Origin of the sequence: uncultured Mucilaginibacter sp. (assembly GCF_903913935.1) — a bacterium.
Lineage (GTDB): Bacteria > Bacteroidota > Bacteroidia > Sphingobacteriales > Sphingobacteriaceae > Mucilaginibacter.
In genome coordinates, this window is sequence record NZ_CAIWNH010000319.1 from 1 (window position 1) to 15,183 (window position 15,183).

14 protein-coding genes are annotated in these 15,183 nt (G+C 42.9%); 7 read left to right on the forward strand and 7 right to left on the reverse strand.

The genetic code is table 11. The annotated features are described in order from the left end of the window. The 5 genes from QZY09_RS12445 to QZY09_RS12465 form a co-directional block, all read right to left on the reverse strand. Nucleotides 1-759 (reverse strand): radical SAM protein (locus QZY09_RS12445; RefSeq protein WP_295672840.1); only part of this gene is annotated, 759 nt, incomplete at its 3' end. A 10-nt stretch (nucleotides 760-769) separates the two neighbouring features. Further along, nucleotides 770-1,816: a radical SAM protein gene (locus QZY09_RS12450; RefSeq protein ID WP_295672842.1), complete on the reverse strand. Its 1,047-nt coding sequence runs from the start codon at nucleotides 1,814-1,816 to the stop codon at nucleotides 770-772. Nucleotides 1,817-1,821: 5 nt separating this feature from the next. Beyond that, a complete protein-coding gene (locus QZY09_RS12455) occupies nucleotides 1,822-2,565 on the reverse strand; it encodes a methyltransferase domain-containing protein (RefSeq protein WP_295672843.1) in 744 nt (247 codons plus the stop codon). A gap of 9 nt (nucleotides 2,566-2,574) precedes the next feature. Next, nucleotides 2,575-3,651: a radical SAM protein gene (locus QZY09_RS12460; protein ID WP_295672845.1), complete on the reverse strand. Its 1,077-nt coding sequence runs from the start codon at nucleotides 3,649-3,651 to the stop codon at nucleotides 2,575-2,577. Nucleotides 3,652-3,754: 103 nt separating this feature from the next. Continuing rightward, nucleotides 3,755-4,075 (reverse strand): hypothetical protein, encoded by a 321-nt coding sequence (locus tag QZY09_RS12465; RefSeq protein WP_295672846.1) that lies wholly within the window; start codon nucleotides 4,073-4,075, stop codon nucleotides 3,755-3,757. Nucleotides 4,076-4,364: 289 nt separating this feature from the next. On the opposite strand from QZY09_RS12465, the gene QZY09_RS12470 reads away from it, so the two are divergent. From QZY09_RS12470 to QZY09_RS12480, 3 genes are read left to right on the forward strand one after another with little or no spacing between them, the layout of a single operon-like run. Next, nucleotides 4,365-5,105 (forward strand): class I SAM-dependent methyltransferase, encoded by a 741-nt coding sequence (locus QZY09_RS12470; protein ID WP_295672847.1) that lies wholly within the window; start codon nucleotides 4,365-4,367, stop codon nucleotides 5,103-5,105. Beyond that, a complete protein-coding gene (locus tag QZY09_RS12475) occupies nucleotides 5,105-6,262 on the forward strand; it encodes an amidohydrolase family protein (protein ID WP_295672849.1) in 1,158 nt (385 codons plus the stop codon). Before QZY09_RS12470 ends, QZY09_RS12475 begins: the two co-directional genes overlap by 1 nt. 40 nt (nucleotides 6,263-6,302) lie before the next feature. After that, a complete protein-coding gene (locus tag QZY09_RS12480; RefSeq protein WP_295672850.1) occupies nucleotides 6,303-7,400 on the forward strand; it encodes a glycosyltransferase family 4 protein in 1,098 nt (365 codons plus the stop codon). A 25-nt stretch (nucleotides 7,401-7,425) separates the two neighbouring features. On the opposite strand, the gene QZY09_RS12485 is transcribed toward QZY09_RS12480, so the two are convergent. Both QZY09_RS12485 and QZY09_RS12490 read right to left on the reverse strand, forming a co-directional pair. Beyond that, nucleotides 7,426-8,481, reverse strand: coding sequence for a glycosyltransferase family 4 protein (locus QZY09_RS12485; RefSeq protein ID WP_295672851.1), 1,056 nt, complete (start codon nucleotides 8,479-8,481; stop codon nucleotides 7,426-7,428). Then, nucleotides 8,465-10,138, reverse strand: coding sequence for an ABC transporter ATP-binding protein (locus QZY09_RS12490; protein WP_295672852.1), 1,674 nt, complete (start codon nucleotides 10,136-10,138; stop codon nucleotides 8,465-8,467). Before QZY09_RS12490 ends, QZY09_RS12485 begins: the two co-directional genes overlap by 17 nt. Before the next feature lie 275 nt (nucleotides 10,139-10,413). Here QZY09_RS12490 and QZY09_RS12495 point away from each other — a divergent pair, with 275 nt between their 5' ends. The 4 genes from QZY09_RS12495 to QZY09_RS12510 all read left to right on the forward strand — a co-directional run. Then, entirely contained in the window at nucleotides 10,414-12,579 is a 2,166-nt protein-coding gene (locus QZY09_RS12495) for an amino acid adenylation domain-containing protein (RefSeq protein WP_295672854.1), read from the forward strand. Between the two features lie 11 nt (nucleotides 12,580-12,590). Next, nucleotides 12,591-13,133, forward strand: a complete 543-nt coding sequence (locus tag QZY09_RS12500) for a hypothetical protein (RefSeq protein ID WP_295672855.1) — start codon at nucleotides 12,591-12,593, stop codon at nucleotides 13,131-13,133. Nucleotides 13,134-13,556: 423 nt separating this feature from the next. After that, on the forward strand, nucleotides 13,557-14,597 hold the full coding sequence (locus QZY09_RS12505; RefSeq protein ID WP_295672856.1) for an NHL repeat-containing protein: 1,041 nt from the start codon (nucleotides 13,557-13,559) through the stop codon (nucleotides 14,595-14,597). A 35-nt stretch (nucleotides 14,598-14,632) separates the two neighbouring features. After that, nucleotides 14,633-15,183, forward strand: a 551-nt coding sequence (locus tag QZY09_RS12510; RefSeq protein ID WP_295672859.1) for a hypothetical protein, incomplete at its 3' end; no start/stop codon positions are given.

Below are 15,183 nucleotides of genomic sequence, written 5' to 3' on the forward strand. Positions count from 1 at the left end.
ATGATCAATATGATACCGGTCTTTCAGTAATTTGATCTCCTCCACCACATTTTCAGGGCTGCGCGAATTGTAGCGGTTGCCGTAAATGGGCTTGGCGCACCAGTTACATTTAAATGGGCAGCCGCGGGTAGTGCTCATATTCAGGGAGAAATACCCGGTATGTTTTAGCCAGGTTTCCCGGTATTGTTCCATATCAACCAGGTCCCAGGCAGGTATGGGCATGCTGTCCAGGTCTTTTAAAACAGGCCTTCCGGGCGTTTTTATAGCCTGGCCGTTTTTTATGTAAGCCAATCCGTTTATGGCTGTATAATCGTCATCGCCATTTTCAATATGATCCACTAACTCCAGCAAAGTATGTTCCGCCTCGCCGATGATCACAAAATCAGCGCCTTCGTTTAAATACTCCGCAAAATGATCCGTGGAATCTGAGCTTGAAACAATCACCTTACAACCTTTGGCCCGGGCAATCCTGCACATACTAAATGCAGCCGAGCGCATATTGGTCAGACACATTTTGGTGAGGTAATTGAAGCCGTCATCATAGATCACCAGAAAATCAGGCCGGTTTGTTGTTATAGCCTGTGTAATTTCTTCCGGGTCGCTGCTAAACATCGTGTCGAACAATGAAACGGCGTAATTATGTTGCCGCATTAGTGAAGCCGCATACAAAGTACCCAATGGCGGATAAGGCTGACCCAATTGCCATTGCTTCGGGTCGAAACGTAAAAAGTAAGAATGTGTGAAGAGGATCTTTTTCATACTTTTTAAATCAGGTTAGTTTTGCAAAAGGCGACAGGTTTAACGAACAAACACATTTTACACAGGTTGGATGGGTGTGCATGTCCAGCGTTTTTCTGAAATTTACTACCTCGTCGCTGTTTAGTATAGTAGCCAGAGAAGAATCCCGGATGTTACCCACCACCTCATGAAAAAAACATGGCCGCACATTGCCATCCGCCTCAATCACGGTTGATACCCAGGGCGCATTGCATTTTTTAAATGGGAAGGGGTTTAAACCATAAAAAGCCGCATAATAATCATGTATCTGCCTGAGTTTTGCTGGCGATTCGCCAATAAAGCCGGATTCAAAATCAAAGTCATTGGCAATTATCCGGTTGATCACCTGCAGTAATTCCGGCAACTCCTTTTCTGAGATCAATATTTCGTGCTGCTTGGGTTCAGTCCAGGCCATTTGCCTGTTGAAAGCATGGCTGCTAACATCGGCAGGCAAAAAGCTCACCTGGTTAATTCCCATATTTTTTGCGGATTGAATGATCGCTTCCCAATTCCTGAAGTTCAGCCGGTGGATCACTGTCCTGGCCGTTATCGGGAAATCAGGATCTAATGAGTGGATAAATTCTACCCCTTCTTTCAACTTACTGAATGCCCCCGGAATATTTCTGATCGCATCATGCAGCGCCTCGTCGCCATCCAGCGAGACGATCAGGTCATCAACCCACTGCAGGATTTCATCAGCATTTTTTTTGATGGTGAGACCGGTCGTCAACAAGGTTATATTGACGTCTGCTGTTTTAAGTATCTCGCATAAGCGGAAGAAATTGGTATTGAGCAGTGCCTCACCGCCTGACATGACCACCTGCTGTGTCCCGAATTTTTTCAATGAATCCAAAAGCAACTCAACATCCTGTTCTGTCAGTTGTTTCAGGTTTTTATTGTCTTTCCAAATATCGCACATCACGCATCTGCAGTTGCAGGCGCTGTGCGGCATCAGTATCACAACAGGCAATGCGCTAATCCTGCTGGTTTGCAGGGTGCGGAACCTTTTGAAGGTTTGATATACTGATTGCGCCGACATCTTTTTTAATTCTTTATGGCTATCCAATAAAAAGGTTCCTTTTTACTGATCCTGTTTATTAAACTCCCCGGGTTTATGAGCATGGTGCAATTAAATAGAAGAAGATCAGCTGTCGAGTGGTGGAAATAATGACCGGCCATTTCCGGAAAGCCCAGGTTCGTATAATAATCAAGGCACCTGGCCGCTGCGTTTTTTACTTCGGATGGTTCGTAGAAATGCGAATCGACAATGTGTATTTCTCCATGTTCTGTTAAACAATGAAGTGCTTGTTGCAGGATATCTTTCAGGGAGGAGAAATATTGTATCGATGCTGCAAATAAAATAATATTGAACTTTTCACCGGCAAACAATTCGGGCGTAAATGTGCCTGTTAAAAAATCAAGATTGTCTTTTTTGAAAACTCTTTTGGCCTGGTTAATCTCGGGCTCATTTATATCCAACCCAATTACTGTTGTGTGTGGAATTGCCGAAATCCGGGAAGACAGCCAACCATTTCCGCATCCAATTTCAAGGATCTTTAAGGCGCGCTTTTTCTTTTGCAAATAAGTGATCAAGCGCATGGATGACCGTTTTCTGATCAGCCATTCATTATAATGGACATGCGATACGTCAACATCCGGCAGAAACATCAACTCCCCGTCGGAAACTATCCGCCGCTCTTGTCTCCTGACGCTGATATACAGTTCTTCAAAAATTGAAGTGCTGGCTTCATCGAGGGTTGTTTCCATATCATCTCCTGCCGTTTTCATAAAAAGCAATTAAAATCCCTGGATTTCCGGTTGGCGGTACTTCCAAACTTTTTGCAGCAGCTTTATTTCGTAAGGGTAGTTATACACGTTTACTTTGTAACGCATGCCGGCTACCAGCTGTATCGCTTTCCGCTTGATGCGGCTGAGGCGGATGTCCGTAACAGTTGGGTAAACGCCGTTTAAAACCGTTTCAAAATTTTGGATCTTGCCGATCATTTCGGGCGTTAGCCAGGGCGTAAGCGGGTTTTTCCGCAGGTCAAAGTTCTCCCATGCCGGGCTTATCCAGTCTTCCAATACTTTTGGATATTTAAATCCTGCTGCTTCTACCTGCTTAAAAAGGGCCGACCCTTCCGACGGGACCGGGCTATAAGTGTACAGCACAATTTCAGTCCGGGGATTTACTGCCTTTACTTTTTTAATAAAATCTATTTCGAAATCAATCTGGGCTTCCACCTGTTTTGCCGTTGGCGCCGGTGTCCCCAACACAAAGGAATACTCTGGAATGATATCAAATTTCTTCAACCGTTCAGCAAATCGGATGATCTGATCCCCCGTTTGTGTGCCGCCTTTATCCAGTTGGTCCAGTATAAGGTTATTGCCGCTTTCGGCCCCAAAGAAAATGATCTTGCAACCGGCTTCTCTTATCAACGCTAAAGATGCATCGCTAAACTTGTCCATCGTATCAATCCTCGCCATTCCCCACCACGACATTTTTTCAGGTTTGATCAGTTTTGCAAACTCTACGGTCCTTTTCTCCGAGACAAAAAAATTATTGTCATGAAACTCAATGGCGTCGGCTCCCCATTTGTCTTTGATGTATTTAACATCATTATAAACCGTTTGGGCTGATTTTGCCTTCCACCTGGCCTCAAAAATGGGCACTACCGCGCAAAAGGAGCATGTAAAAGGGCAACCAATGCTGGAATGATAGGCCAGTGTTTTTTCGCCTAAAAAGGTTTTACCAAGGTATTTTTTAATGTTATAGATCTCGTTCAGTTTATCATAGGGCAAAGGCGGCAGTGGGTCCTGGTCGAACAGGTCTTCTTTTTGGGTTTTAACAAACTCTTTACCGGTCTTATAAATCAAATTTCTGATAAACTCATAAGGTTTGTTGTTTTCAAGCGCATCAATTAACGAAGGAAAAGCATGGTCGCCGGGGCCGTTGATAATAAAATCAACATAGCCCGAATCAAGGATGATTTTTGGATGGCTTGAGGGAAAATAGCCCCCCCCATATCATTACCGTATGGGGGAACTTTTCCTTTATTGTTTTTGCAAAAGGTATGGATTGCTTTAGTTGGGGCCCCGGCATTACCGTAAACCCAAGGTATTTATAGTCGCCCGTGCTTAAATAAGATGCTATTACTTCCAGCGGGTTTGCATCACGGTTGCCGTCGACAATTACCCAGTCGTATTTACCTTCAACAGATGCCGCAATACTTAAAATAGAGTTGGGTATCCGGTATTTACCGTTTGCGCTTTGGGGATTAAATAATAAAATCTTACTCATTTTATAAATCACAATATGGATTTGAATTGCTGTATATGCCCCCGATAGCGTCGGGTTTAAACCCGACGCTATTGTTAACCCTCTAATTGGGGGCAATAAACAACAAACCCAATTTAACCATCAAACTATTACTTTACTGATATGAACTGTTACTACTAACAATACGCCCCGTAAAAAACTAAGGTTGCCTGTAAATGGAAATAAAAATGGCAGAGCAACCTTTATTCAAAACTCCCCGTATTTGTATCAGCGAACAATATTTATTACTGATAAAAACCAGCTTTAGACCGTGCTAAAAACTGTAAAAAAATATATTAGCAGGCATTTTTTCCCGCCACAGGTTGCTGAAAGGGAAGTTGTGGATGCGTATGACCTTTGGGCCGAAAATTATGATTCGCAGCCAGGTAACCTGATGCTCGACCTGGATAAAATCCTGTTTTCTAAATTGATAGAAGGTGTAGCGTTGAAAAACAAGGTGGTTGCTGATATTGGCTGTGGCACCGGGCGCCACTGGCCCGAAGTTTTTAAAAAAGAGCCAGCAAGTTTAACCGGATTTGATATTTCGCCGGGAATGCTTAACAAATTGAAAGAAAAATTTCCCGTTGCGGAAACCTATACCATCACCGAGAATAGTTTTTCGGGCATCAGCGATCATAATTTTGATGTGCTTGTATCAACGCTAACCGTTGCCCATATCGAAAACCTGGAAGAAGCCCTGGAGGCCTGGTGCCGGATCACTAAAGATGAGGGGGATATTATTATAACAGATTTTCATCCCGATACATTGGCTTTTGGCGGTAAAAGAACATTCAAACACGGGAGCACCCAGATAGCGGTCAGAAATTTCGTCCATACAGTTAATAGTATTAAGGAAATACTTTTGAGAAATGGTTTTAAAGCGGTGAATGAAATAGAAAGGAAAATTGATGAATCGGTAAAACATTATTATACCGAACAAAACGCCGCGTTGGTTTACGAAAAATTTAAAGGCTTCCCGGTAATTTATGGGATACATTTCAGGAGGCGGTGATGGTATTTAACAACCTGCGGATGGCGGGCACCGACGAAGTTGTTCATATCGGGATTTCCGGTGAGAAAATAGCAAGCGTATCATCAAATCCAGGCACCACTTCAATTGAAGGGATAGAATTAACCTTTCGGGACGCGCTTGTTTTCCCGGGCCTGATCAATTCGCACGATCACCTTGATTTTAACTTGTTCCCGCAATTAGGCAGCAGGAATTATAGTAACTATACCGAATGGGGTATGGATATCCATCAAACATTTAAGGCCGAAATCGCAGCGGTTTTAAAAGTACCTGATCAATTGCGTTCAGCGTGGGGTGTTTATAAAAACCTGCTGGGTGGGGTTACAACGGTAGTGAATCATGGCGAAAAACAGTTGCTGGAGGATGCGCCGGTAAATGTTTTTGAAAACAGCCATTGTTTGCATTCGGTAAAGTTTGAAAAGGGCTGGAAGATCAAACTGAACAATCCTTTAAAAATAAGGCTCCCGGTAAATATCCATATTGGCGAGGGGGGCGACTGGCCCTCCTATGATGAAATTGATCAGCTAACCAGGTGGAACTTACTGCGAAAAAAATTGATCGGGGTGCACGCAGTGGCCATGAGCGGGGAGCAGGCAAAAAAATTTGAAGCTATAGTTTGGTGCCCGCAGTCCAATTATTTTTTGCTCAACAAAACCGCTGAAGTAAATAGTTTAAAAAAACACACCAGGTTATTATTCGGAACAGATTCAACCCTGACGAGCCATTGGGATATATGGGAACATCTGCGGAGTGCCCGTAAAACAAAGCTCATCACAGATGCAGAACTATTTCAAACGGTTAATCAAAATGCGGCGAAGACCTGGAAAGTAAACAGCGGAGAAATAACAGCGGGTAAGGATGCTGATATCGTCATCGCAAAAATAAACGACCATAAAAAAGGCTTTAATGCGTTTTTTGAAATCACGCCGGCCGATTTGTTACTGGTAATGCATAAAGGAAATATCCGGTTGTTTGATGAAACTATCCTCAGGCAGTTAAAAGACATCCAAGTTGCAGAATACAGTAAAATATACATAAATGGCGTCGGCAAATATGTTCAGGGCGATTTGCCTGGATTAATGGAAAAGATAAAGAAATATTATCCTGCAGCGCGTTTTCCGGTAAATGCAAATAATTAATGCAGTCCATATTTATAATAAATATAACCCGACAAAAGAAATGACCTACGTTTTTGTAAGTTTTTCCTATTTACCCGATTTGGACTCACCTGAAAGCTGGTTCGAAAGAACGGCAGTATATTCGGGTGTGTTGGAATGCTTAAGTAAAGAAAATACTGTTCATAATGCAATAAGGATCAATTACCAGGGTGAATGCGAACACAATGGAGTTGTTACCCATTTTGTAAACTTTGGCAAAAACAAAGGGTATTTGCCCCTACGGTTAATCTGTTATATAAAAAGCTTAAAACCGGACATTTTATTTATTCAGGGTTTACACCAGCCTTTACAACTGATCTTGTCGGGTTTGTTGATGGGTGGGAAAACAAAAATCATAGTACAGCATCATGCTGAAAAGCCGTTTGCCGGTGTAAAGAAATATATCCAGAGAACAGCCGGACATTTAATTGACGCTTATTTATTTGCAGCTGCATCGATAGGCATGGACTGGGTGAAAAGGGGTAACATTGTGTCAGCGCATAAAATACATGAAGTGATGGAAGTGTCCTCCTGTTTTTATCCAATTAAAAAAGATGCAGCCAAATTGAAAACAGGGGCAGAGGGGGCGCCCATATTTTTGTGGGTTGGCCGGCTGAATGCGAACAAGGATCCTTTAACTGTTGTTAAGGCATTCCTGAAATTTACGAAAACAAACCCCGGAGCGCGGCTATACATGATCTATCATACGGATGAATTGCTAAATGAAATAAACCAGGAGGTAGAAAAAGCTGCGATAAGAAATGCGATCACGGTGGTTGGAAAGGTTCCGCATGATGATTTGCTTTACTGGTTCAACAGCGCTGATTTTTTTATTTCCGGATCGCATTATGAGGGGAGTGGTACTGCGCTTTGCGAGGCGATGTCATGCGGTTGCATCCCTTTGGTTACAGATATATTTTCCTTCAGGACAATTACGGATAACGGAAAATGCGGTTTATTGTACGAGCCGGGTAATCAAAAAGCGTTGCTGGCTGCTTTGGAACAGACAAGAAACGTAGATATAGACGAAAAAAGAACCAGGTCATTATCTTACTTCAAACAAACCCTTTCGTTTGAAGCGATAGCTGCAAAAATCCAGCAAGTTGCCGCAAGCCTGTAGCTCGGTAAAATCATTATTGATCCTTTCAAACGAATAAACTGATCATATTTTTGGCGATTTGTTCAATGGGGCACATCAAAACAGGGTCGTGGCCACGATGCGTATTTTTTAATATGGTTGACAAAGTAACATTCATTTCATCCGGTGTTTTTACCACGTAATGATGCCTGTAATCTTTATTCATTGGCTTACAGAAGGAAACTACATGGGCACCGGCGTATAATGCCTCCGATAATACAGATCCAAAACCCTCATAAGCCGAAGGGTGTAAAAACACCTTTGATCGCTGCATTAATGCCAAAACGTCCTTTTGTAGCAGCTCTCCTACAAATGCCAGGTTGTTTTGTAAATTCAGCGATGCCACCAGCGTTTTTAAGTTATCGATTTCAGGGCCTTTGCCGCAGATCACAGCTTTTATATTTGGAAAGTAATTCTTTAAATAAGCGATAGCTTCAACGAAAATATGGTATTGCTTTAGTGGGATCAGCGAGCCTGCGCCTAAAATATCGATATCTCTTTTTGCAGGCGGAGGCCCAAACATTGAAGTATCGATACCAACCGGGATCACCAGCTGTGCCGAAATCCAATAGTTTTGCCTGATCTCCGTCGCAATAAAATCCGACAGCGCTATCAGCTCATTACCCTTCGGCTTTACCCATCTGAAGTATTTGTTGCCTCTTTTTGCATCCTGGCCTAATACCCAGGTGTAATGGTTGAGCCGGTATCTTTTTGCAAAATAGCTGCCAACAAAGGCGCATTCCCCGAACCAAAAACTCAGGATACCCAAAAGTCTGGTTTCCTTTTTCAGCTTCAGCAAGATTCTCCAGGCTTTTAACCATACCAGTGCGCGATTATACCCGCCTTTTTCTTTGCCGCCGATGGTATATACTTTTATGCCATGCCAGTTATATACACTTTCAACAAAGGGATATTGAAAACTGATGACAACAATATTCAGGCCGGGGCAGATCTTTTTAAGCGCCCTGGCAAAAATTTGCTGGGGAGGAATGCATGCCGTATCAGCCTCGTTTTCAGGGAAGCCGGGGCTCAGGATCACCAGGGTTTCAGGCGTACGCTTCATCCATCGAAAATATTTTATTACAAAATGCTAAACTGGCTTTGTTGTGCGTGATGAACAGGATCATTTTTCCCTGCTGAGCAAGTCCCTGCAATTGTGTTAGTATGGTTTTTTCTGAAAAGTCATCCATTTCGCCAAATGGCTCATCCAGGATAAGCAGGTCGAAATCATTGTAAAGCGCCCTGGCAAGCATTATCCTTTGGCGCTGCCCGCCGCTTATATTTTTCCCGTTTTCGCGGATCACTTTTTCCAGACCTTCCGGATATTTCTCAATTTGTCCGGCAAGTCCACAGAATTCAATTACTTCATCCAGCTTGTCTTTTTTGAACCCATGATCAGCCAGCGTAATATTTTTTAAAATCGTATCATGGATAAAAAAGGGCTGCTGCTTTACATAGGAAATGTTGCTGCGGTACATCATTCTGTCCGCTGCGCCTGTTTTTTTATTGTTAATAGTAATGGTCCCGCTATCAGGGTATAAGAACCCCAATAAAAGGTTGATGATGGTGGTTTTCCCTTTTCCTGATGGTGCAGACATGCCCACAAAATCGCCAGGGGTGATATTGAAACTCATTCCGTTTAAAACAACCTGGTGCTGGTATTTAAAATGAACATCCTCAAATTGTATGGAATTGATAGATCCGGGGGCGGCGACTTTTTTAACATCGAGCATTTCCTCAAGGGGAGAAGCAAGATCATTCAGCGTAAATTGGTAGGTTTTGATCTGGCCGGCGCTGTTTAAAATTTTAATAATCCCCGGGATGATCTTATAGGCCGCCGCCATAAAAACCCCTATGGTAAGTAAATCGATTGCTGGTACACTTGCCGACAATTTATTTATGGCTATCAGAATAAAAAAGCCCAACACGGCGAAGGTTTCGATGAGGCGCGAAGGCAGGCTTTGCAATGTTTGCTGGGTCGCAATATGATCATTCATCTGGTGCTGGTGTTTGTAATAGCGATCAGTAAAAAAGTGGTCTTTATCGTAAATATTGCTTTCTACATATCCGGATAATGATTCCTGCAAATGTTGTATAGTTAACTGGCTATTGATTTTGATGTCTGCGCGGATGTTTTTTAATTTCTTTTTGATCATCCAGCCCAATAAGATAACAGGCGGCAGCAATAAAATAAATAAGGAAAGAAACAGGCAGGGATGATAAAACAGGATCGCTATGATGGTAAAAACAATCAGGATGCTTTGCGATATGATCAGCTGAAAATTGGTCAAGATATAATTACTGAACTCAATAGGCTGCTGGCTTATTTTACGGAAATATACAGAAGAATCGGTATTGACAAATTGGGCATAGTCACCCTTTAGATAGCGTAACACGTTGCGTTTAGATAATCGGGAGGCAACACTGTAAAAAAAGCTATACTCCTTTTTTGATAGCAGGTAGCCCAGCCAGTTTTTTAAACTAAACAGTATCAGGAAGGTACTTATCAGCAATAAAGGGTTTTTATTGCTGATGGATTGCAAATAAGCATAGTGGCCCGGTAGTTTACCCGATGCATAAAAATTAACAACCAATAATAAGCCACCCAAAAAAACAATATCAAGCAGGCCGATTAAACTATCAAGGAGCGCATGCATGATCATTTTCACCCTTTCTTTCGGGTCTAATATGCTGAATAGGGTTGAAATAAAATGCTTCAAAGGCTTGCGAATTGGTGTTGTCTTTTAAAGATCATTCCGGGCATCCGGGTGTACGTTAGTCATTTTAAGGGATCAACTCCCTGCAAGCGTTACGGGTGTGAATGGGAATACGTTGCCTGAGTAAAAAAAGATTTTTACTGACATTCCGGACTGTTAAATAGCAATTAGTAATATAAAACAAGTCAGACGGTAGCGGATACATAGGATTGAAATTGTGAAACAACCAAAATAGAAGATTTGCGTATAAAGGATGATCAACTAAGCCCCTATATACTATGACATTGTCCGCTACTGATATTTTTGAGGCTGAAACTAGCTTTTGGTCAGAAAAATTTATGAATGCGAAAGATTATCTGTCATTGAAGAAGTTCAATGATACCGTTGTTTTTTACCCGCGCGAAAAAACGCTTACCGACCTTTTTGAGGAACAGGTTTTACAGAACCCGCACGCTATTGCACTGCGCCGTAACGACGAAGTAATGAGTTATGGGGAACTTAACAAAAAAGCTAATCAGCTGGCGCATTATCTTATAACACACGGCGTACATAGCGGCGATAATGTAGGGCTTTTGGTGGCCAGGAATTTTGATATGACCATCGGGATGCTGGCTATCCTGAAGGCTGGCGCGGCCTACGTGCCGATCGATCCGGATTATCCTTTGGACAGACAGGAATACATCTTAAAAAATTCGGAAGTTAGTATCGTGATCACAGATGGCGACTATCCCTTGTCTGCATCGCTTAGCGAAAGCGAACAGGTTAAATTAAAAGAAATCAATTTCGATAACCTTAAAAGTGATAAACCAAAGGTAAATGTAGAAAGCACACAGTTAGTGTATACCATTTATACTTCCGGTTCTACAGGTATGCCCAAGGGGGTAATGATCGAGCATCATTCGGCAGTTAATTTGGTGTTGTGGGTAAACAGGGAGTTTAGCGTTTGCCCGGATGATTGTTTGCTATTCGTCACGTCTATGTGTTTCGATTTGTCGGTTTACGATGTTTTTGGTTTGCTGGCGGCCGGAGGGTCAATCCTGATCATCGAAAAACAGGAATTGATGGATGTGCCGAAGTTGAAGGAGTTGATGATTAAGCACCGTGTAACATTTTGGGACTCGGTACCATCAACTATCGATTATTTTATCAGCGTGCAGGAAACGGTTGCCAGTCCCCGTTTTGAAAATGCATTGCGGCTGGTTTTTATGAGCGGCGATTGGATCCCGGTGGGATTGCCAGACAGGATAAAAAAATATTTCCCGGCCGCAAAAACGATCAGTCTTGGCGGCGCGACCGAAGGAACGGTATGGAGTAATTTTTACCCTATAGACAAGACAGAACCACATTGGACCAGTATACCTTACGGCAGGCCGATGAGCAATAACTTTTATTATATACTTGATGAGCAACTGAACCCGGTACCTATAGGTGAAGCGGGAGAATTGCACATTGGCGGTGTTGGTGTTGCCAGGGGGTATGCCAATGACAACGAAAAAACCAGCAAAGCTTTTTTAAACGATCCGTTTAATCGTCACCCTGGCGGAAGGATGTACAAAACCGGCGATATCGGCCGGATGCTGCCGGACCTCAACATGGAGTTTTTGGGCCGGATTGACGACCAGGTAAAAATAAGGGGATACAGGATTGAGCTGGGCGAAATAACTGCAGCCCTGCAAAAACACGAAAATGTAAAGACAGCGGTAGTGCTGGCTAAGCCGGTTAAAGACCGTGAAAAGGAACTGGTGGCATACGTGGTTGGAGATGCAAGCCCTGCTGAGTTAAGGTCTTTCCTGAATAGCCAGTTGCCGGATTATATGGTACCCGGCAGTTTTGTAAAAATTGATTCAATTCCGTTAACCAGCAATGGCAAAGTAGATAAAAAGGCTTTGTTGTTGTATGCAGGCCCCGCAACAGACGAGGTGAGTTTTTATATTGCCCCGCGTACAAACATTGAAAAGCTTGTGGCAGACATATGGGCTGAAGCGCTGAACCTGAATAGGGTTGGTATTTATGATAACTTCTTTCAAATTGGCGGGCATTCGCTCATTGCTGTTAAAGTGATGACGATGATCGAACAAAAAACAGGAAAGCGTTTGCCATTAGCCACATTGTTTGAACACCAAACTGTTGAGCGCACGGCTCAATTGATTAGCCGCGATGGCGTTTCAATTACATGGGATTCGTTGGTGCCAATAAAGCCGCATGGACACAAAACACCTTTATACCTGGTGCATGGGGCAGGACTGAATGTGCTGTTGTTTAATGCGGTTGCCACCGGGCTTTCGCCTGATCAGCCCGTTTACGGCTTGCAGGCTAAAGGCTTGAATGGCATAGATGAGCCATTAACCACCATTGAAGAAATAGCGGCTCATTATGTAAATGCAATTACCAGGCAAAATCCTGACGGGCCATACGCCCTGGGCGGTTTTTCTATGGGGGGGTGATCGCTTTTGAAATGACCAGGCAATTAAAAGCCCTGGGAAAAGAAGTATCAATGCTTGCTTTGTTTGATGCATACATTGAAAAGTGCACATATTATGATTCGCTGTTATTGAAGATTGCTAAAAACACGGGTTTTTATATTAAAAGCCTGCTGTATATTTTTAAATTCAGCGCAGGCTTTAAGAGTACCATAGCTGAAAAAGCAACCTTAATTAAACGAAGAATAATGGGGCGTTATTGGTCATTAATGCATGGCAAAGGACACAACAAGCTGGGTTTTTTTGGCTATGCTCATAAAATAGATAAATATAACAATGATGCCCTTAAACGTTACCAGTTTATGCCGCAGGACATTGAAGTTGACGCATTTAAAGCTGAAACCTGTACGTTTTATGCAGAAGACCGGGAAAATATGGGCTGGAAGCCATACGCACTAAAAGGTGTCAATATCCATCATATTCCAGGCGAGCATAATACCATATTCAAAGCCCCGAATGATAAGAAATTTGCTGAAGTATTACAGCAATGCCTGGACCGGGTGGAGCATGAAAAATAATTGCCCCTGGAAAATGCCGGGGCAGAAGAGGAGTAGTGAATTGCTTTTTGTTTAGCGGTTAACCTGGTATGGCTTCTTTCTATAATGAAATCAACCCCGATCCCCAGAATACGCCAAATATAAAAACGGATATTATTATTCCCAAAACAATATAGCCGGCCGTCCTGTCGAAGTTTAAGTTCCGGCCTGATCCGCCTGTCCTTGTGATAAAGATTGGGCTAAAGTTTATAGGATAAATCGATCAATAAGTTTGGCTTTCACCCGAAAACCGGATTGAATTACCAGTCGGTTTGTATATGCTCATTTTTATTTGTTAATTGTACTGCCAATTGGGCAGGCTATCAAACCGGCCCCGTGAGATTATACACGCCAAAACAAATTATACTTTTTTATTTAATTCCCCGGGAACAGAGCAAGACATTAATGAAGAAAAACCTGTTATTTCTATCTGCAGCCATCACATTTGTAATGGCCTGTAATAAAAACAAAAATATTGAGGTAACAACCTACGCAGGCAGCGGAGCAATAGGTGCAGTTAACGGTAAATCGACCGAGGCTTCATTTTCAAACCTGATGGGGTTGGCTATCGACTCCGCCGGCAATATTTACGTTGCCGATTCGCGCAATAACATGATCCGTAAAATTAGCGCGGATGGTGTGGTAAGCACGCTCGCTGGGAGCGGAAACCAGGGATCGGCCGATGGCAAAGGCGTTGCTGCTTCATTTTTCTTTCCGGCGGCGCTTACTGTTGACACCCATGGTGTCGTGTATGTCGCCGACACGCATAACAGTATGATCCGTAAAATAACACCTGATGGAAATGTAACCACCCTGGCCGGAAGACCCGATGCGGCGACAAAGGATCATCCGGGAGCCATGGTAAGGTTCGATAATCCTTATGGAATTGCAGTAGATAAAAACGGTAATGTTTTTGTTTCTGATTGGGATAAAGACCAGGTAAAAAAAGTAAGCCCCGACGGAAAAGTAAGCGTATATGCAGGCACAGGCGACAGGGGTTTAAAAGACGGCCCCGCCGTTAACGCTTCATTTTATTTGCCCGAGGGAATCGCCCTGGATCAAAAAGGCAACCTTTACGTGGCTGATACTTATAATAACCTGATCAGGAAAATAAGTCCGGAAGGCATCGTTTCGACGCTGGCTGGTAAAATCAAACGGGGCTCAGCAAATGGCAAGGGCGCTGCGGCTTCATTCTCCCACCCTGATGGGATAGCCGTCGATAAAAAAGGCAATGTTTATGTTGCTGATGTTGGTAACAACAAGATCCGGAAAATTACCCCCGACGGTATAGTAAGTGATTTTGCCGGTACAGGTAAACGCGGCGCTGATAACGGACCCGCTAATACCGCCACATTTTACAGGCCGTTCGGGATAACCATTGATAATGCCGGTAATTTATTTGTGGCAGATTACCAGAATAACCTTATCCGGAAAATAGGAAACTGATTGAATGAACTTAAAGAAAATAATTTACAGATAAAATGATCAGAAAAATTGCCATTCCGCTTTTAGCGATATTGATTTGTTTTGGGTGTAAGAAAAAGGAAACACCCGCGCCTGTTGTTGTGGTCACTCCTCCTGATAGCATTGTTGGCAAGCTCAACAACGAGCATATCAATGTACTCACCCAGCACAATGATAATTCAAGGGCAGGTTTCAATAGCCATGAAACGGTTTTAACTACTGCCAACGTAAATTCGCAGCAGTTTGGAAAGCTTTTTACATTATCTGTTGATGACCAGATCTATGCACAGCCGCTGGTATATAGTAGTTTGCCTATTGCGTCCGGCACACATAACGTGGTTTTTATAGCTACGGTAAACAACACTGTATATGCTTACGACGGTACCGTGGGTAAGTTATACTGGAAAAAAAACTTCACTGTATCTGGCATGAGGCCGCCTAATTCCAGCGATATGAATTCTTCCTGGTGTACCCCCTATACTGACTTTAATTATAATATTGGCATCATTGGTACCCCGGTAATTGATTCAGTTACTAAAACCATGTATTTTGTTGTGCGCAGTACCGA